Source organism: Mesorhizobium sp. f-mel (genome assembly GCF_053850215.1).
The window spans coordinates 100,253-119,484 of record NZ_JBSPTO010000009.1 but is presented as its reverse complement, the minus strand read 5'-3'; the positions used below and the strand labels follow the sequence as shown (position 1 = coordinate 119,484).

The following is a 19,232-nucleotide window of genomic DNA, read 5'->3' as shown; positions in this document are numbered from 1 at the left end:
TCGCCCCATGACGCAACAGCAAGACTCAGCTATCTCTAGGTATGCGGCGGACCTGATACCCGCCTGGCCGGCGTCATCGCTCCCTCCCAAGCGGCGCCGGCCACTTTTTCTGCGTTCCATCACTGCGCCGGCGGCGTGCCGGGTTGATCATCGCCTGACGTCGACTTGGGTGCAGGGTCGACCTGCGGGTTTTGATCGGCGCCGGGGGCCTTTGTCGGTGGGATGTTGTTATCGCAAGCCGCGACAGCCAGCGCTGCCGCCAAAACGAGCCAGGTCGGGGCCAGCAAAATTGAGAGCTTGTTCATCGCAACCTCCTGTCATCGGGCAAACGAGACGGTGCCGATTTGGTTGCACGCTCAGGCAGAGCTCGGGGCGTTCGGAAAGCGGGGAACAAAACGAGAGAGCGAGGAACAAAACGCGGGCTCTTCGGTTGGTCCACACCAATGGAGAAAATCATGATCCGTCTGCTCATGGCCGGTGCCGCCGTCTACGTGGCCTACCGTATAGTCAGGGAAATCATTGACGAGGTGCCCGATGACTTCGATCCGCTATTGCTGCCGCCTCCCGATGACGACAAGTCGTTGCGGCGGCAGTCGGCGGCAATGGGCGTAGAGCCCGAGCGCTAAGTCCAGTTCATCGGCTGGTGCGCCAGTAGAAACGGACGCATCGATCGCAACTTTTCCGTCGAAACCGTTGCGAACAAAGCGGAAACGATGCTTGATGGGCAATGAACCTCGCTGCCCGTGATTCGACCTTCCGGCCTGACTATCTCGCGAAGCTGAATGCCGAGCAGTGCCTTGCCGTCGAGCATGGCGACGGCAAGGTCGCCGGGCCGCTACTGGTGATCGCCGGAGCCGGCTCCGGCAAGACCAGCACGCTGGCGCATCGCGTCGCGCATCTGATCGTCAGGGGCGCTGACCCCAGGCGCATCCTTTTGATGACGTTTTCGCGTCGTGCCGCATCGGAAATGGCCAAGCGGGTCGAACGCATCGCCGGCGAGGTGCTCGGCCGAGACGCTTCCATCATCACCGATGCGCTGAGCTGGGCCGGCACGTTTCACGGCATCGGCGCCAGGCTGCTGCGCGATTATGCGCCGGAGATCGGCCTCGATCCGGCCTTCACCATCCATGACCGCGAGGATTCGGCCGACTTGATGAACCTCGCCCGGCACGCACTCGGCTTCTCCAAAACCGAAGGCCGTTTTCCGACCAAGGGCACGTGCCTGGCGATCTATTCGCGTGCCGTCAACGCGCAGGCGCCGCTCGGCGAGATTCTCGGTTCGGTGTTTCCCTGGTGCGCGGGTTGGGCAGAACAGCTTAAGACGCTGTTCGCCCGATATGTCGAGACCAAGCAGGAGCAGAACGTGCTCGATTACGACGACCTGCTGCTCTACTGGGCGCAGATGGCCGGCGAGCCGGAGATATCAGCGCATCTGGGCGGGCGCTTCGACCATGTGCTGGTCGACGAATACCAGGACACCAACCGGCTGCAGGCCTCGATCCTCACGGCGCTCAAGCCGGACGGCTCCGGGCTGACGGTGGTCGGTGACGATGCGCAGTCGATCTATTCGTTTCGAGCGGCGGAAGTGCGCAACATCCTCGACTTCCCCAAACAGTTCGCGCAGCCGGCCGAGATCGTCATGCTTGAGCGCAACTACCGCTCGACCGAGACCATCCTGGCCGCCGCCAATGCGGTGATCGGCGAGGCCTCGGAGCGCTTTACCAAGAACCTCTGGTCGGAGCGCAAATCGGCGGAAAAGCCGAGGCTGGTCAGCGTTCGCGACGAAGCCGAGCAGGCGAGTTACGTCTGCCAGGCTATCCTGACCGAGCGTGAGGCCGGCACGGTGCTGAAAGCGCAGGCCGTGCTGTTTCGCGCCTCGCACCACAGCGGGCCGCTGGAGATCGAGCTGACGCGCCGCAACATCCCGTTCGTCAAGTTCGGCGGGCTGAAATTCCTCGACGCCGCCCATGTCAAGGACGTGCTGGCGGTGCTGCGCTTCGCCGAAAACCCGCGTGACCGCGTCGCCGGTTTTCGCGTGCTGCAGCTTTTGCCCGGTATCGGCCCTTCGGCGGCTTCGCAGATCGTCGACACCATGGCGACTTCGCTCGACGAAACGATGGGGCTGGCGCGCTACCGGCCGCCGCAACGCGCCGCCGACGACTGGCCGGGTTTCGTCGCGCTGTTCTCGCAGCTTCGCACCGGGTCGGGAAAATGGCCTGTTGATCTCGAACAGGTCAGGCTCTGGTATGAGCCGCATCTCGACCGCATCCACGAGGACGCAACGACGCGCCGGGCCGATATTCTGCAGCTCGAACAGATCGCCTCGGGCTATGCCTCGCGCGAGCGTTTCCTGACCGAGCTGACGCTCGATCCGCCGGATGCAGCCAGCGACGAGGCCGGGCCGCCGCATCGCGACGAGGACTATCTGATCCTGTCGACCATCCATTCGGCCAAGGGCCAGGAATGGAAGAACGTCTTCGTGCTCAACACCGTCGACGGCTGCATCCCGATCGATCTCGCCGTCGGCTCGAAGGAGGATATCGACGAGGAGCGCCGCCTGCTCTACGTGGCGATGACGCGGGCCAAGGACGGTCTGCACCTGGTCATGCCGCAGCGCTTTTTCGTCCACAGCCAGGCGGCGCGCGGCGATCGCCACGTTTACGCCTCGCGCACCCGCTTCATCCCGGCCTCGATCCTCGGCGCCTTCGAACAGACATCATGGGCGAGCGTCCCGGCCAAGGACGATCCGCGCCGCCAGCCGCAAGTGCGCGTCGACCTTGGCGCCCGCATGCGTGACATGTGGAAATAGGCTCTTCGGCACGCCGCTCATACGGCGGAGTTTGGTGGCGAAAATCAAATCTCGACAACATGGAACCTGATGCCGCAATCCGCGTTTCTGGGCGTCCGATTCAGATCGGAGAGCGGCGTCCGCCGTCACCTCCGCCCAATTCGAGAGGCAAGAATGCACGACACGATGCTCTTCACCCCCGTCGCCGTTACCGTCGGCGCCGGCCACAAGCGCATAATCGCTTCGCTCTTCGACATGCATGAGTTCCTGACCGAGTTCCCGCCATCGCGGCGACGCCTGAGCTATGGCGCGGCGGTGAAGGCATGCGAGGCGGCACGTGCCGGCGAGATCTCGCCCGAAGCGGCGCGCGATGCCATGATCACCTTCGCGGCGGCGGCAGGCATTCTCTGGCCTTCGGCCCAACCGGCAGTCTCGGTCAAGCCGGTCGCGCGGGGCCAGGGCGGATACGCCGCATGACTGGCTAGGCCTCTTTTGCAACTATGGCCCGCCGAAGATGCTGTTCGTCTTAGACGGGTTTCAGACCATGGGTATCAGGCGCGGCCCTCAATGGACCGTCATCAGGTCGCCGTTCGGCAAACCGCTCAATGCCGCCGCTTCAAAGCTGACTTGGTCGCGGCCGTTTGATTTAGCCCTGTATAGGTGTTTATCCGCCACAACGAACATCTCGGCATAGGTGGTCGGTCCGCTGAAGGCGACGCCGCCGATGCTTACGGAGAGGGGACAGGGTTGCCCGCCCGGGGAAAAATCCGCCTCGCGGATACGGCGCCGTATCGCCTCCGCGACCAGCCAGGAATGCGACGGGTCGGCGCCGGGAAGGAAGACTGCGAATTCCTCACCGCCAATTCGCCCGACGATGTCGGCGCCGCGCAGCTGGTCTTGAATAGTCTTGGCGATCAGCTTGAGGGCCTGATCGCCACAGTCGTGGCCGAGGCGATCGTTGACGGACTTGAAATGGTCGGCGTCGACAATCAGCAAGGCGCCGGAGCTGGCGACAGAATGGCTGCGAGCTTGCTCGAGATAGGCTTCGACAAGCATTGAAAACGCGCCGCGATTGAACACCGCTGTCAGGCTGTCGGTCGCCGCGACAATTGTCAGTTCCTTTTGCGCGATTGCCAGCTGACGCATTTTCCACATCAGGAAAGACAGGAACGAACCGGCCAGCACCAGCGGCAGCAGCAGATCGGTGAGTTTCGCCCGCCACAGCGCTTCAGGCGACAGATACGGGAAATTGAAGGAATCGACGAAGAAGGCGGCGGCGATGCAGACCGCGGTGCCGACAACGGTGACGGCCACCACCCTGCCCCAACTCGTGGGGGAAAAATCGATCCGCATGCCATTGCTCCCGCTATGGCAGGCTATTTTGAAGCGGGAACACGAATGAAGTCCTAAGACTTTGCTTCAATTCGATCGTGATCGATCCGGATAATCCAAATCAGGCGAAGGCGCGGCCCTCTTCGCTGCGCTGGAACAGCGTGAGGTCAAGTGGCACCGAAGGCCGGCCGAGAACGGTCAGGATCGCGTGCGCCTGGCCGCGGTGATGGGTCTGGTGGTTGAAGAAATGATCAAGCGCCGGCGCCAATCGCTGCGAGACGGTGCGCATGTCGGAGACGGTCATGTAGGAGAAGCGGCCGGACAAGGCCTTGTCGCTTAACGCCCCGACCCAGTCGATGATCCTTTTGTCTTCGGCCTCGCGCGCCAGTCGCAAGCCCGGCAGGGCGCGGTGCAGGATCGTGTCGAGCCTGGCCGGCGCGTCCCCCTCGCTGGTAAAGCGCCTCATCCAGATGCGATCGGCAGTTAGAACATGGTTGAGCGTGCCCATCATCGAGCCGAAGAAAACCCCGACACTGCGGTGAAATTCTTCCTCGTCGAGATCGGCGGCGGCGTCGTAGATGCGGCTATTGGCCCATTGATTGTAGGCCGCAAACATCATGAAGTGCTGTTTCATCTTTTTCTCCCGACCCGCGAGACCCCGTTTCGGGTGCCTACCGCATCGGCCCGAAACGTCGCTCTAGTAGACCGCAAGGAAGCTGCCGCCAATGACCATTCTGCTCTATGACCTCGTCGGACGCGATGCCGCCCGTCCGTTCAGCCCACATTGTTGGAAGGCGACGATGGCGCTTGCCCACAAGGGGGGCGACATCTCAACCGTGCCGACGCGTTTTCTCGAAGTGCCCACTGTCGAAGGCGGCGCTTCGAAACTCGTTCCGGTGATCCGCGACGGCGAGAAGGTGGTCGCCAAGCCCTTCGCCATCGCGCTCTATCTCGATGAGGCCTATCCTGAGCGGCCGTCATTGTTTTCCGGCGACGGCGGCAAGGCGATGGCGCGCTTCATCGAACGCTGGTCGCAACTGACCATCCACCCCTATGTCACCACCGCGGCGATCATGGACCTCCACGCCATGCAGGATGAGCCGAACGCCGCCTATTTCCGCCAGAGCCGCGAGCAGCGCTTCGGCAAGAGACTGGAAGAGGTGATGGCGGCGCGAGACCTCGGCCTTGGCGCCTTCCGCGCCTCGCTGGAGCCGTTGCGCTCGATGCTCACCTATCAGCCGTTCATCGGCGGCCAATCACCGCTGTTTGCCGACTACATCGTCTTCGGCGCGCTGCAATGGGCGCGCATCGCCTCACCCTACCGGTTGCTCGACGACAGCGATGTGGTGGCGCAGTGGTTCGAGCGCTGCCTCGATTTGCATGGCGGCCTCGGCCGCAAGGTGGCGGCGGCTGCCGCATAGAGCAGTAAGGCAGTAGGTATGCGCACCGCCATGACTTACTGCCCTACTCCCCTACTCCCCTAACAAAGGCAGCACGACCCCATGACGTCAGGCCCGGAATTCCCGGACGATTTTCGCGCCGAGTTGGGCAACCTCTTCCTGTGGCGGCGGGACGTCAGGCGATTCAAGCCGACGCCGCTTCCGGAAGGCGCTCTGGAGCGGCTGCTTGACCTCGCCAGCATTGCGCCCTCGGTCGGGCTGAGCCAGCCCTGGCGTTTCGTCATGGTCGAGAGTGCGGAATGCCGCGCCGCGGTCAGGACATGCTTCGAGCGCTGCAATGCAGAGGCGCTCGCATCGTTCGACGGCGAACGCGCCGCGCTCTATGCACGCCTGAAGCTCGCCGGCTTGAACGAGGCGCCCTGTCAATTCGCGGTTTTCGCCGACCGCGCGACAGAACAGGGACATGGGCTCGGCCGCCTGACCATGCCCGCGACCATCGAATATTCGGCGGTGATGGCGATCCACACCTTTTGGCTGGCGGCGCGCGCGGAAGGAATAGGCATGGGCTGGGTCTCGATTCTCGATCCGGCCGAAATGGCAACGATCCTGAACGCACCGCCGGAGTGGACGCTGATCGGTTACTTCTGCGTCGGCTACCCAAGCGAGAACCACAGCGTGCCGGAACTGGAACGGGAAGGCTGGGAAATTCGGCGCGCTTCGACCGTGATAAGGCGGTAGTGCAACGGCAACGCTGCCAATCTCCTCTTGACGGCCTTAATCTGAGGAAGGGCCAAAATGTTTCGCTACGACGTGCAGGCTGAGATCTGGGTCTATCCAGGCAAGGGCGGCTGGCATTTCGTGACGCTGCCGCCGGAGCTTGGGGCACGGATCAAGACGGCGACGGCGGGGATGGCGCGGCCCTGGGGCTCGCTTGGCGTGGAAGCCATCATCGGCCAGACCAGATGGCGGACATCGCTGTTTCCTGACAAGAAGTCCGGCAGCCTGCTCTTGCCGATCAAGACGGCGGTCCGGGTCCGCGAAGGCCTTCGGGCTGGCGACACGGCCAACCTGACGATCGAGATGCAGTTATGACAACATTGGTTCTGGCTGACGGCGACACGCGATGCGGCGGCTAGGGCCAGCCTCCCCTTGGCAAGCCGGCGGGCGGCTTGTATAGAGCCCGCCACCCTGAATTCCACTCTCCATCACAAGGACGATCCCATGGCGCTCGAACGCACCTTTTCCATGATCAAGCCGGACGCGACCCGACGCAATCTCACCGGCGCCATTACCCAGATGCTCGAAGAAGCCGGCCTGCGCGTCATCGCTTCGCGCCGGGTGTGGATGAGCCGCCGCGAGGCGGAAGGCTTTTATGCCGTCCACAAGGATCGTCCGTTCTTCGGCGAGCTGGTGGAGTCCATGTCGTCGGGCCCAACCGTCGTGCAGGTGCTGGAAGGCGAGAACGCGATTGCCAATAACCGCGACGTGATGGGCGCCACCAACCCGGCCAACGCCGCCGAAGGCACCATCCGCAAGGTGCACGCGCTGTCGATCGGCGAAAATTCCGTGCACGGCTCCGACGCGCCGGAGACCGCCGCGCAGGAGATCAAATACTGGTTCTCGGACACAGAGATCGTCGGCTGAGCCGATAAGTCCATCACCACGTCACATGCAAAAAAAGGCCGGCGCAATGCTGGCCTTTTTTCTTGCGGCGATCCTGCACCGGACGCCGACGCCCTCCAACCGCGCATGATGCTCAAAACCGAAACCGGTTTGAACAATCAGCTCGCGGCGTTGAAGCGCAGAATGACGCGGCCGTCCTTGTCGGCGATAACAAGCTTGCCGGCGTCGACATGGTACGACGCCGCCTTGGCCAGCGCCTCGAACAGCGCCTTTTCCTCGGCCATGATCTCGGGCGCGCAGGCTTTGAAGGTCGAACCGATGTCATTGATGGCGATCGTCGAACCCTCGACTTTGGCGATGGCGAAGTAGACGTTGCAAGGACCGCTGCCGCCGGCCTTGCCGGCCTCGCTGATCCTGAACGTCGCCTGCGGCTCGGCGATCACACCAATGCCGTCGATATACTCGATCAGCCAGCTCTGCCCGAACACCGGCGCCGACGCCGGCTGCTCGCTCGACGTCACCATCTTCAGCATGATGGTCTGCGGCGCGTCGCTCAGCGGATCGACGTGGTGGCGCATATCGGAGATGAACAACAGCCTGTCGTCGACGGTGATGCGCGCCTGCAGCACATAGGTCATATCAGGCCGGATCACCTGGGGATCGAAGCTGATCTCGAACTTGATCGGCACCTGGCCGGCCGGCGCCATCTTGCGCTCGCCGATGACAGCGGCCGGCGCACCGGCCTGCGAGACATTGGCAAGCTGCACGAAAAGCACGGCGTTGGGCGGCAGCGCGATGCGCTCGCGATACGTCACCTCGCCCTTCAGGGTCTTCTCGGCAGCGACGGACAACTCAGGCACCAGTATACCAACGACCAGCGGCATGACACCGAAGATGAAGAACTTGGCGATCCTGCCCAGCACGATCCTGCTCCGCCAGCGCACCAAACTGGTCGCAACGTCTCGCAGGATTGCGGTGGTTCCGTGGCGCCCCACACACGCACTGTTCGCACGGCGGTGCCATCCGGCTTGTGGTCTTTGTTCGTCGGCCGCCTTGGCATGACCGGCAAAATTATGCTCAAGCCAGGTCCCGGCGATCACGAAGTCGTGTTCCCCAAAAGATGTAACACAGCGGTCTCCGGACCGAACTTACCAATGCGCGCTTGAGGAACTGGCGCGCAACAACCCAATCGGAGGTGAAATCATGACAACGAGATCAACCGTGAGCGCAGCCTTTCTGGCCGGCGCCGTTGCCACGGCTCTTGCTTCTTTTGCGACGGCCGCGCCGCTATCCGAGGCAGAGGCCAAGGCGGCGATGGATGCCGGCAAGGAGAAGTGCTTTGGCGTCGCCCTGAAGGGGCAGAACGACTGCGCGGCAGGACCTGGCACTACCTGCCAAGGCACCTCGACTGTCGATTACCAAGGCAACGCCTGGAAGTTTGTCGACGGCGGCACCTGCACGACGATGGACCTACCCGGCGACCGCAAGGGCTCGCCCACGGAACTGACCCGCGACATCCCGTCGTAAGCAATGCAACCGCCCGGAAAGCGGAGACGAAGATGAACGGACTGGCCCCAGCATTCCGCATGTCGAAAACCTCGCGCTTTCCGGCGCACCCGGTCGCTGGCCTTGCCGGCACCAGTTTCAAGCATGAACATTCGCACGCGATCATTGCCGGCGGCAGCAAGGACGGTTTCTTCGAGGTCCACGCCGAAAACTATATGGGAGCCGGCGGCCCGCCTCACGATGCGTTGACCAAGATCCGCCGCGACTATCCCGTTTCGCTGCACGGGGTGTGCATGTCGATCGGCGGACCGCGGCCGCTCGACAAAGCGCATCTCGGCCGTTTCAAGGCGCTCGTCGACCGCTATGAGCCGGCGCTCGTTTCCGAGCATCTCGCCTGGTCGACCCACGACACCACCTATTACAACGACCTGCTTCCGCTGCCCTATACGCCGGCAACGGTTTCGCGGGTTGCGGATCACATCGACGAAATGCAGCGGGCGATCGGCCGCCCGATCCTGCTCGAGAACCCCTCGACCTACGTCCTTTTCCCGGAATCGACGATGAGCGAGACAGATTTCATTCGCGAGCTGGTGCGGCGTACCGGTTGCGGCCTGCTGCTCGACGTCAACAACGTGTTCGTTTCGGCCACCAATCACGGCTATTCAGCCCTTTCCTACCTCGCGGATTTCCCGCTCGAACATATCGGCGAAATCCATCTGGCCGGGCACGCCGAGCAGGAGGATGACGAGGGCGATGTGCTGCTCATCGACAGCCATGACGGCCCGGTCGCCGACGCGGTCTGGAAGCTCTTCGATGTCGTCATCGGCCGATGCGGGCCGCTTCCTACGCTGATCGAATGGGACAGCGACATTCCCGACTGGCCGGTGCTCAAGGCGGAGGCGGCCGCCGCCCAGGCGATCCTCGACCGTCACGCCGACAGCGATTACATATTCGGAAAAGCCCATGCCGCAGGATGAGCTCCAGTCAGGCGATCTCGGCCACCGGTTTGACTATGCCGCGGCTTTCACCGCCGGTTTGCTCGATCCTGACCGCGCCCAGCCTGACGCTGTCTCGGGGCCGAACGGGAAGGCTGCAGTCAAGCGATATGCCGTCTACCGCAACAACGTCACGGTCAGCCTGATCGATGCGCTAGCCGCCAGCTTTCCAGCGACGCTGCGCATCACCGGCCCGGACTTCTTTCGCGCTATGGCGCGCTTTCACGTTCGCGAAACACCGCCCACCTCGCCGCTTCTATTCGAATACGGGCGCGACTTTCCCGATTTCATCGAGCGCTACGAATACGCGCGGTCGATGCCGTGGCTGGCCGACGTGGCGCGCATGGAGGGGGCTTGGCTCGACGCCTATCATGCCGCCGACGCGGAACCGTTGGCTTCCGGAGCACTGGCGTCGATCCCGCCCGAACGACTGGCCGATACCGTGTTCGTGCCGCACCCGGCAACGCGCGCCATACGCTCGCGCTATCCGGTCGTGACGATCTTCGCGGCAAACCGGAGCGACGGTCCTGTCGGGCGGATCGACGCAAACGGCCGTGAAGATGCGCTGATCACGCGGCCCGGCCTCGAAGTCTATGTCCTCCATATGCCGCCTGGCAGCGCGGTTTTTCTGGATCGCCTCATGGCGGGTGAGCCGCTCGGCGCGGCGGCCGCGGCAGCGTTTGCGGAGCGTGCCGAATTCGACCTTTCCGCCAACATTGCCGACCTGCTGCAAGCAGGCGCCTTCACAGCGGCACACCAGGGAGGATGAGCATGACGAACCATGGGCAGAACGCCAGCATCGAGCCGCGAGGGATCGCTGCCCTCGTCGAGAGGGTGAATGCCGCCCTTCGCACGCGTGCAACACCGTCGCTGACGCAGCTCGTCCTGCGATGCGCACTCGCCGTCCCGTTCTGGCGGTCCGGCGTCAACAAATGGGACGGTTTTTTACAGTTGAACGATGTCGCATTGCTGCTTTTCAGCTCGGAGCTCAAGCTGCATCTGCCCGGCGGCCCTTACAACTTCCCCGCACCTGGGCTGGTTGCGTTCGCCTCAGGGTCGGCGGAAATCCTGCTGCCAATTCTCCTTGTTCTTGGGCTGGCGACACGACTGGCTGCATTCGGGCTGCTGCTGATGACGTTGATCATACAGCTCACCGTGCCGGAAGGCTGGCCGCTGCACATCACCTGGGCGGCGATGGCGCTCGGCATCATGGCGTGGGGACCCGGCCGGATTGCGCTCGATCACTGGATCGGCACCGACAAGGGCTGATCGAGGGCTGATGGGTTTCCACACGTCAATTTCGCTTCCAGCGGCTTGCGGCCTCGTCGTCGGCCTCCTTGGCATCGACCCAGCCGCCTTGCGAGCCGTCGGTGTGGTGTTCCTTCTTCCAGAACGGCGCGCGCGATTTCAGGTAATCCATCAGGAAGTTCGCCGCCTCGAATGCCGCCTGCCGGTGCGTGGAGGCAGCGACCACCAGCACGATGTTCCCACCGGGCGCGATCCTGCCATGGCGATGGATGGCGGTGAGGCCCTGCAGCGGCCAGCGGTGAACCGCCTCGGCGGCGATGCGGCCGATCTCGGCCTCGGCCATGCCGGGATAATGTTCGAGTTCGAGTGCCGCGAGCCTGCCCCCTTCATCGCGGCAGAGACCCGAGAAAGTCACCACGGCGCCGATGTCGGCGCGGCCTTGCGTCATCTTGGCGATCTCTGCGGCGACATCGAAATCCTCCGCCTGGATACGCACCGTCGGCACCACCGCGCCGGGCATTTCAGCCACCCGTCATCGGCGGGAACAGCGCGATCTCGCGCGCGCCGGCGATCTTCTCGCGGTGCTCGACATGTTCCTGGTTGATGGCGACGCGGATCACATCAGGATATTGCAGCGCGTGCTCGTACTCCTCGCCACGCGATTTCAGCCAGCGCAGCAGGTCGGCCACGGTTTCGATGCCGGCGGGCAATTCGACATCCTCTTGCGGCTTGCCGATCCGCTCGCGCACCCAGGCAAAATAAATGAGCCTCGTCGACATCCTACTCGTCCATGATGTGCTTGAGGCCGGCGCGGAAATAGTCGTAGCCGGTGTAGAGCGTGACCAAGGCGGCGATCCACAACAGCACGAGCCCGGTCTGGGTGGTCAGCGGGAAGATCTTGTCGCCGGCAGGTCCGGCGAGCAGGAAGGCGATGGCGACCATCTGGATGGTTGTCTTCCACTTTGCCAGCTGCGTCACCGGTACCGAGACCTTCAGCGCCGCCAGATATTCGCGCAGGCCCGAGACCAGGATCTCGCGGCATAGGATGATGATCGCCGCCCACAGCGACCAGCCTGCGATGCCGGCATGGCGATCGGTGTCGGCCGCCAGCAGCAGCAGACAAGTGGCGACCAGCAACTTGTCGGCGATCGGATCGAGCATCTTGCCGATATTCGAGGTCTGCTGCCAGGCGCGTGCCAGATAGCCGTCGAAATAGTCGGTGATCGAGGCCAGCAGGAAAACGATCAGCGCCGACCAGCGGGCGAAGTCGCTCGACTTCAGATGTCCTTCGAGAAAAAAACACAGCACAACCAGCGGCACCGCGAGGATGCGGGCATAGGTGAGCATGTTGGGCAGGTTGAATGCGCGCTGGGCCATATTTTTGGGAACTCTTTCTGCCTGCCTACTCAAATCAGAAGCGAATGTGGGGGGTCAACAGGCGATAGTCGATGGACCAACCGAAAATAGCCGAATCCATCAGCTCTCGTGAAAATGATTGTAGACCAGCTTCGCCACCTGCTCGGAAATGCCGTCGACCTTGACCAAATCCTCGATCGCGGCGCGGCTGACCGCCTTGGCGGTGCCGAAATGCATGAGCAGCGCGCGCTTGCGGCCCGGGCCGATGCCGCTGATCTCGTCGAGCGGGCTCTTGACCATCTCCTTCTTGCGGCGGGCGCGGTGCGTGCCGATGGCGAAGCGGTGGACCTCGTCGCGCAGCCGCTGGACGAAATAGAGCACGGGGTCGCGCACGGGGAGCGAAAACGGTGGCTTGCCCATGACGAAAAAGCGTTCGCGGCCGGCGTCACGGTCCTGGCCCTTGGCGATGCCGATGGCCTGGACACGGTCCTCGATGCCGAGATCGGCGAGGATCTTGCGCACCGCTGTCATCTGGCCCTGACCGCCGTCGATGAGGATGACGTCTGGCCATGCCGGGAAACCGCCCGCATCCTCGATATCGTCGCCCTGTTCGGACAGGATGTCGTCCGCCGGCTGTTCGCTCGGCGGCACGTCGCCGTGTTCCTTCAGCAGTCGGGAAAAACGCCGCTCCATCACCTCGCGCATCATGCCGAAATCGTCTCCCGGCGTGATCTCGGTCGAGCGGATGTTGAATTTCCGGTACTGGTTCTTAACGAAGCCTTCAGGGCCGGCGACAACCATGGCGCCGACGGCGTTGGTGCCCATGATGTGGGAGTTGTCGTAGACCTCGATGCGGACCGGTGTTTTCTTCAGGCCGAAGGTCTCGGCGAAGCCGGTGAGCAGCCGCCCTTGCGTCGAGGTCTCGGCCAGTCGGCGGCCGAGCGCCTCACGGGCATTCTGCAGTGCGTTGTCGGTTAAATCCTTCTTCTCGCCGCGCTGCGGCACCGAGATAGCCACCTTGCGGCCCGCGCGGGTGGAGAGCGCCTCGGCCAGCAACTCCTGGTCCTCGACGCCATGCGACAACAGAATGGTACGCGGCGTCGGCTTGTCGTCATAGAATTGCGCCAGGAACGAGCCCAGCACCTCGGCCGCGTCCAGCGCCGGATCGGCCTTGGGGAAATAGGCGCGGTTGCCCCAGTTCTGCCCGGTGCGGAAGAAGAACACCTGGATGCAGACCTGGCCGCCTTCCTGGTGGATGGCGAAGACATCGGCCTCGTCGACGGTCTGCGGGTTGATGCCCTGATGGCTCTGCACATGCGACAGCGCCGCCAGCCGGTCGCGATAGATGGCGGCGCGCTCGAAATCGAGATTTTCCGAAGCCTGCTGCATGGCAGCGGAGATATCGGTCTTCACCTTCTGACTGCGGCCGGACAAGAACTCCTTCGCCTCGGCGACCAGCTTGGCATAGTCGCCATGCGAGATTTCGCCGGTGCACGGGCCGGCGCAGCGCTTGATCTGGAACAGCAGGCACGGCCGGGTGCGGTTCTCGTAGAAGGAGTTGGTGCAACTCCTGAGCAGGAAGGCGCGCTGCAGCGAGTTGATGGTGCGGCCGACGGCGCCGGCCGATGCGAAGGGGCCGAAATAATCGCCCTTGCGCGAACGCGCGCCGCGATGCTTGTAGATGCCGGGCGAGACGTGATCGCCGGTCAGCAGGATATAGGGGAACGACTTGTCGTCCCGCATCAGCACATTGAATCGCGGCCGCAAGCGCTTGATGAGGTTGGCTTCCAGCAGCAGCGCTTCGATCTCGGTGCGGGTAACGACGAATTCCATCGTCGCGGTCTCGCGCACCATGCGGCCGATGCGGCTGGTGTGGAAACGGCCTTGCGCGTAATTGGTCACCCGCTTCTTCAGGCTGCGCGCCTTGCCGACATAGAGCACGTCGCCCGCGGCATTCATCATGCGGTAGACGCCGGGCGCGTTGGGCAGCCGTTTGACCAGCGTCTGGATGACTTCGGCGCCGACCATGCCGTCGGCATCGCCGGCATGCGGCGTCCAATCGATGACCGTAAAGGCAACGTCAGGACCGCCGGAACCGGGAGCTGACGTTTCCACGATCTCCTCCGCCGCCTCGTCCTCGAGGTCGACATCGGAGGGCAGGTCGTCGGCGGCGCCGCCTCGTTTGTGTTTCTGGTCCATGGGACTCATTCGATAATGCCTGTCACATCCGGCGTCTGCCAAGCAAGGTGCTGGCCGCCGTCGAGCGCGATCATCTGGCCGGTGATCGAGCGCGCGCCCCAGAGATAGCGGATGGTGGCGCCGAATTCAGGCAATTCCGGGCCGCGCTTCAGGATCAGGCCGTCGACCTGCGCGGCAAAATCGCTGTCTTTCTGACGCGCGCTCTTCAGCGTCGGGCCGGGGCCGATGGCGTTGACGCGAATGCGGGGTGCCAGCGCCTGCGCCATCATTTGTGTCTGCGTCCACAATGTCGATTTCGACAGCGCATAGGAGAAATAGCGTGGCGTCGGGCGCCAGACTCGCTGGTCGATCATATTGACGATCAGCCCTTCCTCGCCTTCCGGCAGAGCGCGGGCGAATTCTTGCGCCAAAAGTGCCGGCGCCTTCACATGGACGGCGAAGTGACGGTCCCAGGCAATCCAGTCGACCTCCTGAACCGTGTCGTCCACGAACAGCGAGGCATTGTTGACCAGCAGTGTAACAGGCCCGAGCGCGGCTGCGGCGCGGCCGACCAGGTCGCCGACCGCGGCCATGTCGGTCAGGTCGGCGGCGACCACAGCGGCGCGGCCATCCTGGCCAAAATGGCCGCCGTTGATCCGCGCAGCCAACGCTTCCGCCTCGGCCCGCGAGCGGTTGCAATGGATGGCGACAGCAAAACCGTTCGCGGCCAGATCCTCGACGATCGCCTTGCCGATCCGCTTGCCCCCGCCCGTCACCAGCGCCGTTCCAGCGGCCTTGCTCATCCTGTCAATCCTCAATGGGCTTCGATTTCAGCCAGTCGGCGAAATATGGCCGGCCAAGCGTTAAATGCCGTTCGGACCTTGGGCAGCATTGTGGCAAAGCGGCCGGATCGGTCTTTCGACTGTGGCCGGGACTCGGCCGTCAGATCGCAATATAGGACTCCGGCCCCCTTGCTCCAAGCGGTGTTCAGCGCGGCACGGCAAAGCCTCCTGACACTATCTGTTGCGCAGATACAACGTCAAAATTCAGCCTCATTCGTGCCCGGTAATGACCCAAGTTCAGGTTCGCTTCAGCCGCATTTCGACACGACATTCGGAACCGTTGAGCGCCAGACCCGTTTATCCCCCCGGCGGGTTGAGGGCGCTTGTGAAAAGCAAGCCTGTGCCTGTGGCTTAAGGAGTAAAGAACAATGCAAGCCAATCTTAAATTTGCGCGACCGCTGGCGGTGGCGTTCGGGCTCTTCGCCCTCGGCGGAACCGCCTATGCTGCTGACGTCATCGCGGAAGAGCCGCCGGCCCCCGCCCCGATCGCCGAACTTCCGGTCGCTTCCTGGGCCGGTCCCTATGCCGGTGTGAGCGTCGGCTACGGCTTCAGCGGTCACGCCGATGCCGAGGATATCGGCACTGACGTCGACACCGATGGTTTTGTCGGCGGCGTCTTCGGCGGCTATCAGTGGCAGGCGGAGAACTTCGTCTACGGTGCTGAAGCCGATATCGGCTATAGCGGCATCGAGGGCGACGATGGCGGCGTCGAGGCCAAGGGCGGCTTCGAAGGCTCGCTGCGTGCCCGCCTCGGCTACGCCGTCACCCCGGAAATCCTGCTCTACGGCACCGCCGGTGGCGCGCTCAAGAACCAGGAGATCGAAGCGGCCGGCGCCAGCGATGAAAACACCATGCTCGGCTGGACGGCCGGCGTCGGTACCGACATCAAGATCACCGACAATGTATTCGGCCGTGTCGAGTATCGCTACACCGACTTCGGCGACAAGGACTTTGACGGTATCGGCAAGGTCAAGTCGACCGACAACCGCGTCACCTTCGGCGTCGGTATGAAGTTCTAAAATCGTCCAAGCCACGACACGAAAAAGCCGGGCCTCGTGCCCGGCTTTTTTTGTGATCGCCTTCTCTAGAGCGGGATGCATCAGATTGAAGCCGCATTTCTACGACGCCAAGTGATTCCACTTGGCTGCAAAAATGCTCTAGCTGGGTGCCAGCCAGCTCACGCCGGGACGCAGGGTTTCAGCTCCGGAAACTTCTGGTCGAAGCGCGCTGCCCAGCGGACCAGCCGGTTGCGGCCCTTTTCCCATTTTCCGGCAAAGCGCAGCGAGAGATAGCCAACGCAGGCGCGCAGCGCCAGCTGGCCGGCGGTGATCTTCTTCGGCAGCTTTGGCGGATTGGCGTTGAGCAGATCGAGCGCACCGGTTATCTTCGCCCACTGGCGATCGAGCCAAGGCTGGTAGACCATGTCTTCGGGGCGCGTGCGCCGCTCATAAACCATCGACAGCGCGCAGTCGCAGATGCCGTCGGCCAGTGCCTCCAGCACTTCTGCCTCGAGGCGCTTGTCGGGATTGCGCGGGAACAGCGCGTTCTTCGACATGCGGTTGAGATGCTGGGTAATGGCGCGGCTGTCGTGGATCGAGCGGCCGTCGTCGAGCACCAGCACCGGGATCTTGCCGAGCGGATTGGCGTCGATCAGCTCGGCCGGCTTGTCTTCGGTTTTTATCGGCACGAGATCGACTGCGATGCCGGCACAACGCGCGGCCATGCGCACCTTGGAACTGTAGGGTGATGTGGAGGCGTAGAGCAGTCTGGGCATGATCGGGTTCCTGGTTGCCGGCTACAGCACCGCGTATCCTATTGGACACGCAAAGGACGCCGTAGCGCTTTGATTTTTGTGCACTGTTGACTGGACATGCCGGCATGATCAACAGCCACAGGCGGAAAAACCGGGCGCCACGGAGAACGACGTCCTCCTCCGCGATCTTAGGCAATGAGCGGTACGGCAGTTGCAGCCCAAGAGGATCTGAACAGGTCAAACAGATCCGAACCTAGCCAACCCGGTCTTGCACCGAGAATTTCTCTCCGGGCACAGAGAAATGCCCCACCGGACTTCGCCGTACGGCGAAGTCCTGGGAGTTGCGAAAAGCTGTCTTCCCTCCGCCTCTATTCTTGCCCGAGCACTGACCCTGCGAGCGAGGCGCCTGTCCGGCACCTGCCCTCAACGGTCTTCAGCACTGTCCTCCGCGAGCTAAGAAACGCGATTACTTCTTGGCTTTCGCCTTCGCGGGCGCTGCCTTCGCCTTCGGCTTGGCCGCCGGCGCTGCTTTCTTCACTGCCACCGAAGACTTCGCTGCAGCCGCTTTCTTTGCCGGCGCAGCCTTCTTGGCCGGTGCAGCCTTGGCAGGTGCTGCTTTCTTCGCTGCCGGCTTCGCCGCGGCCTTTGCAGCCGGCTTCTTGGCTGGTGCTGCTTTGGCCTTGGCTGGTGCTGCTTTCTTCACTGCCGGCTTTGCCGCGGCTTTCGCGGCCGGCTTCTTGGCCGGCGCTGCTTTTGCCTTGGCCGCGGCGGCCTTCGGCTTGGCAGCAGGTGCTGCTTTCTTCACAGCTGCTGCGGCCTTTTCCGCCACAGCTTTTACTGGTGCTTTCTTTGCCGGTGCCTTCTTTGCCGGAGACTTGGATGCCGGCGCTTTGGATGACTGTTTAGCCATATCATGCCCCTTCGTTGTGCCGACGGCCGTTAATGACCCGGCGCGTAATGCATATCTGACTCGCGCTTGTCTAGCCAGCGAAGCATTAGCATGATTTTTTCAGTTTAAATTTTGATTACCGGCGACACACGCTCGTCCTGATTTCGCAAAATGTCGCTGCTGCTCTTCGAGCTTGCCGAGGGTTTGCGACAGACATTCTGCGCGCTTAACCGGAACCAATCGCACTACAAAGTGCTGAAGGTTAGCAAGCGTTTTGCTCGTCGATCATCGACCGGCAACATCATGACGGGCTGCTTCATCGATCTCATCGTCTTGTCCAACGAGACGATCTACACAAGCTACAAAAGCAAAGCCCGGCTCGTTCTGCGCCATGACCTTGTCTTGGGCTTGAGAAGGCAACCTTTTTTCTAATTGACAGATTACTCGATCGGACAGAGTATTCTGGTATGCGGGGGAAGCGTAATGTCATTCGCGCAAGATCTAGCGGCGCTGTCCCAGATCAGGAGACTGAACGCCTGACACCATAGCAGGCCCAATGATGGCTGCCGACGAAATCATCCACCAGAGCGTGCGGCTCATGATCATGGCGGCGCTGAATTCTCTGGAAAGGCGCGAAGCGCTGGAATTCACCCGATTGAAGGCCATCGTCAATGCCACCGACGGCAATCTCGGCGCGCATATCGATACGCTTGCCAAGGCGGGATATGTCGATGTCGAAAAGCTGTTTGTCGGACGCCGGCCGCAAACGCGGGTCAAGGCGACATCAATCGGACGGCGCGCCTTTCGCGGTCACGCCGCCTTCCTTCGCGCCATTCTCGATGAGGCGGAGCAGCCAGGTAAACGCGTTCAGCGCAGGACGCGGCAGCGGCCGTTGTAGACCATCCAGCGGTCGAAGCCCGCGACGCAGAATTCGACATTATCGCCGATCGAGGCAAAGCCCTGCCCTTCCTCGATCAGATACCAGATGGTGCGGGCGTGGCCGTCGGACAGGCTGACGGTGGCGCCGCAATAGCGACGGCCGATCGGCCAGGTTTCATTGGCTGGCAGATAGCGGTGCTGGTGGATCCCCTGGAAATCGGTGATCTCGACATCGGGCAGATTCGGCACGTGGCGCACCTGGTAGGAGAAGCGGCTGGTGATCTTGTTCAGCACCCAGGCCTCACCGCAAACGCCGCTGTCTTCTTCGGTATAGACGGCAAGGTCGGCCGCCTTTGCTGCCTGGGTGACAGCGAGGGACACGCCGAGCGGCGTGCAAAGGGCGATCAGTGCGGCAAGGGCGGATTGGGCGAAGCGAGTCATGG

General features: G+C 62.8%; 26 protein-coding genes. 15 read left to right on the top strand and 11 right to left on the bottom strand.

All coding sequences use genetic code 11. The features are described from left to right. Positions 1–119: 119 nt before the first annotated feature. A complete protein-coding gene (locus tag ACWUKX_RS14320) occupies positions 120–305 on the bottom strand; it encodes a hypothetical protein (protein WP_029354302.1) in 186 nt (61 codons plus the stop codon). A 150-nt stretch (positions 306–455) separates the two neighbouring features. Here ACWUKX_RS14320 and ACWUKX_RS14315 point away from each other — a divergent pair, with 150 nt between their 5' ends. The 3 genes from ACWUKX_RS14315 (at position 456) to ACWUKX_RS14305 (ending at position 3,265) form a co-directional block, all read left to right on the top strand. Further along, on the top strand, positions 456–626 hold the full coding sequence (locus ACWUKX_RS14315; protein WP_456007486.1) for a hypothetical protein: 171 nt from the start codon (positions 456–458) through the stop codon (positions 624–626). A gap of 101 nt (positions 627–727) precedes the next feature. Beyond that, positions 728–2,809 carry an ATP-dependent helicase gene (locus ACWUKX_RS14310; protein WP_456007484.1) on the top strand — a complete coding sequence of 694 codons (2,082 nt, stop codon included), beginning with the start codon at positions 728–730 and terminating at the stop codon, positions 2,807–2,809. A gap of 153 nt (positions 2,810–2,962) precedes the next feature. Beyond that, positions 2,963–3,265: a DUF982 domain-containing protein gene (locus tag ACWUKX_RS14305; RefSeq protein ID WP_065008963.1), complete on the top strand. Its 303-nt coding sequence runs from the start codon at positions 2,963–2,965 to the stop codon at positions 3,263–3,265. 87 nt (positions 3,266–3,352) lie between these two features. On the opposite strand, the gene ACWUKX_RS14300 is transcribed toward ACWUKX_RS14305, so the two are convergent. Then, the gene (locus ACWUKX_RS14300) at positions 3,353–4,141 is read right to left on the bottom strand and encodes a GGDEF domain-containing protein (protein ID WP_456007482.1); all 789 of its coding nucleotides are present in this window, start codon (positions 4,139–4,141) and stop codon (positions 3,353–3,355) included. A gap of 100 nt (positions 4,142–4,241) precedes the next feature. Next, positions 4,242–4,754 (bottom strand): DinB family protein, encoded by a 513-nt coding sequence (locus ACWUKX_RS14295; protein ID WP_456007480.1) that lies wholly within the window; start codon positions 4,752–4,754, stop codon positions 4,242–4,244. A 91-nt stretch (positions 4,755–4,845) separates the two neighbouring features. On the opposite strand from ACWUKX_RS14295, the gene ACWUKX_RS14290 reads away from it, so the two are divergent. From ACWUKX_RS14290 to ndk, 4 genes are all read left to right on the top strand, one after another. After that, positions 4,846–5,541 carry a glutathione S-transferase family protein gene (locus tag ACWUKX_RS14290; protein WP_456007478.1) on the top strand — a complete coding sequence of 232 codons (696 nt, stop codon included), beginning with the start codon at positions 4,846–4,848 and terminating at the stop codon, positions 5,539–5,541. An 81-nt stretch (positions 5,542–5,622) separates the two neighbouring features. Further along, on the top strand, positions 5,623–6,258 hold the full coding sequence (gene bluB / locus ACWUKX_RS14285) for a 5,6-dimethylbenzimidazole synthase (protein WP_456007476.1): 636 nt from the start codon (positions 5,623–5,625) through the stop codon (positions 6,256–6,258). 57 nt (positions 6,259–6,315) lie between these two features. Then, complete coding sequence (locus tag ACWUKX_RS14280; RefSeq protein ID WP_029354315.1) at positions 6,316–6,612, top strand: DUF1905 domain-containing protein; 297 nt, start codon at positions 6,316–6,318, stop codon at positions 6,610–6,612. Positions 6,613–6,741: 129 nt separating this feature from the next. Next, a complete protein-coding gene (gene ndk / locus ACWUKX_RS14275) occupies positions 6,742–7,164 on the top strand; it encodes a nucleoside-diphosphate kinase (RefSeq protein ID WP_456007474.1) in 423 nt (140 codons plus the stop codon). 137 nt (positions 7,165–7,301) lie between these two features. On the opposite strand, the gene ACWUKX_RS14270 is transcribed toward ndk, so the two are convergent. Further along, complete coding sequence (locus ACWUKX_RS14270; RefSeq protein ID WP_455837258.1) at positions 7,302–8,066, bottom strand: YbaY family lipoprotein; 765 nt, start codon at positions 8,064–8,066, stop codon at positions 7,302–7,304. Between the two features lie 280 nt (positions 8,067–8,346). On the opposite strand from ACWUKX_RS14270, the gene ACWUKX_RS14265 reads away from it, so the two are divergent. Genes ACWUKX_RS14265 through ACWUKX_RS14250 form a run of 4 tightly spaced genes read left to right on the top strand, consistent with a single transcriptional unit; the run spans position 8,347 to position 10,913 of the window. Then, entirely contained in the window at positions 8,347–8,670 is a 324-nt protein-coding gene (locus tag ACWUKX_RS14265; protein WP_164759703.1) for a BufA1 family periplasmic bufferin-type metallophore, read from the top strand. A 32-nt stretch (positions 8,671–8,702) separates the two neighbouring features. Continuing rightward, entirely contained in the window at positions 8,703–9,626 is a 924-nt protein-coding gene (bufB, locus tag ACWUKX_RS14260) for an MNIO family bufferin maturase (protein ID WP_456007472.1), read from the top strand. After that, the gene (locus ACWUKX_RS14255) at positions 9,613–10,413 is read left to right on the top strand and encodes an HvfC/BufC N-terminal domain-containing protein (protein ID WP_456007470.1); all 801 of its coding nucleotides are present in this window, start codon (positions 9,613–9,615) and stop codon (positions 10,411–10,413) included. The genes bufB and ACWUKX_RS14255 overlap by 14 nt, the downstream gene beginning before the upstream one ends. A 2-nt stretch (positions 10,414–10,415) precedes the next feature. Continuing rightward, positions 10,416–10,913, top strand: coding sequence for a DoxX family protein (locus ACWUKX_RS14250; RefSeq protein WP_456007468.1), 498 nt, complete (start codon positions 10,416–10,418; stop codon positions 10,911–10,913). A 25-nt stretch (positions 10,914–10,938) separates the two neighbouring features. Here the strand turns inward: ACWUKX_RS14250 and ACWUKX_RS14245 are convergent, their stop codons facing one another. The 5 genes from ACWUKX_RS14245 to ACWUKX_RS14225 all read right to left on the bottom strand — a co-directional run bounded on the left by ACWUKX_RS14245 (position 10,939) and on the right by ACWUKX_RS14225 (position 15,229). Continuing rightward, a complete protein-coding gene (locus ACWUKX_RS14245) occupies positions 10,939–11,412 on the bottom strand; it encodes a molybdenum cofactor biosynthesis protein MoaE (RefSeq protein WP_456007590.1) in 474 nt (157 codons plus the stop codon). A gap of 1 nt (position 11,413) precedes the next feature. Next, positions 11,414–11,671: a molybdopterin converting factor subunit 1 gene (gene moaD, locus ACWUKX_RS14240; protein WP_065008951.1), complete on the bottom strand. Its 258-nt coding sequence runs from the start codon at positions 11,669–11,671 to the stop codon at positions 11,414–11,416. A gap of 1 nt (position 11,672) precedes the next feature. Beyond that, positions 11,673–12,269, bottom strand: coding sequence for a CDP-diacylglycerol--glycerol-3-phosphate 3-phosphatidyltransferase (pgsA, locus tag ACWUKX_RS14235; RefSeq protein WP_127210475.1), 597 nt, complete (start codon positions 12,267–12,269; stop codon positions 11,673–11,675). Between the two features lie 99 nt (positions 12,270–12,368). Further along, entirely contained in the window at positions 12,369–14,456 is a 2,088-nt protein-coding gene (uvrC, locus tag ACWUKX_RS14230; RefSeq protein ID WP_456007466.1) for an excinuclease ABC subunit UvrC, read from the bottom strand. Then, positions 14,453–15,229 carry an SDR family oxidoreductase gene (locus ACWUKX_RS14225; protein WP_456007464.1) on the bottom strand — a complete coding sequence of 259 codons (777 nt, stop codon included), beginning with the start codon at positions 15,227–15,229 and terminating at the stop codon, positions 14,453–14,455. The genes uvrC and ACWUKX_RS14225 overlap by 4 nt, the downstream gene beginning before the upstream one ends. Before the next feature lie 407 nt (positions 15,230–15,636). Here ACWUKX_RS14225 and ACWUKX_RS14220 point away from each other — a divergent pair, with 407 nt between their 5' ends. Beyond that, positions 15,637–16,287: an outer membrane protein gene (locus tag ACWUKX_RS14220; protein ID WP_456007462.1), complete on the top strand. Its 651-nt coding sequence runs from the start codon at positions 15,637–15,639 to the stop codon at positions 16,285–16,287. Between the two features lie 158 nt (positions 16,288–16,445). On the opposite strand, the gene ACWUKX_RS14215 is transcribed toward ACWUKX_RS14220, so the two are convergent. Further along, on the bottom strand, positions 16,446–17,042 hold the full coding sequence (locus tag ACWUKX_RS14215; RefSeq protein WP_456007460.1) for a glutathione S-transferase family protein: 597 nt from the start codon (positions 17,040–17,042) through the stop codon (positions 16,446–16,448). A 491-nt stretch (positions 17,043–17,533) separates the two neighbouring features. Here ACWUKX_RS14215 and ACWUKX_RS14210 point away from each other — a divergent pair, with 491 nt between their 5' ends. The 3 genes from ACWUKX_RS14210 to ACWUKX_RS14200 all read left to right on the top strand — a co-directional run bounded on the left by ACWUKX_RS14210 (position 17,534) and on the right by ACWUKX_RS14200 (position 18,808). Next, positions 17,534–18,025: a hypothetical protein gene (locus ACWUKX_RS14210; protein WP_455850456.1), complete on the top strand. Its 492-nt coding sequence runs from the start codon at positions 17,534–17,536 to the stop codon at positions 18,023–18,025. Between the two features lie 56 nt (positions 18,026–18,081). Beyond that, positions 18,082–18,342 carry a hypothetical protein gene (locus ACWUKX_RS14205; protein WP_456007458.1) on the top strand — a complete coding sequence of 87 codons (261 nt, stop codon included), beginning with the start codon at positions 18,082–18,084 and terminating at the stop codon, positions 18,340–18,342. A 124-nt stretch (positions 18,343–18,466) separates the two neighbouring features. Then, complete coding sequence (locus ACWUKX_RS14200; protein WP_029354350.1) at positions 18,467–18,808, top strand: transcriptional regulator; 342 nt, start codon at positions 18,467–18,469, stop codon at positions 18,806–18,808. On the opposite strand, the gene ACWUKX_RS14195 is transcribed toward ACWUKX_RS14200, so the two are convergent. Next, the gene (locus ACWUKX_RS14195) at positions 18,778–19,230 is read right to left on the bottom strand and encodes a hypothetical protein (protein ID WP_456007456.1); all 453 of its coding nucleotides are present in this window, start codon (positions 19,228–19,230) and stop codon (positions 18,778–18,780) included. The two genes, ACWUKX_RS14200 and ACWUKX_RS14195, sit on opposite strands and share 31 nt — an antisense overlap. Between the last annotated feature and the right edge of the window lie 2 nt (positions 19,231–19,232).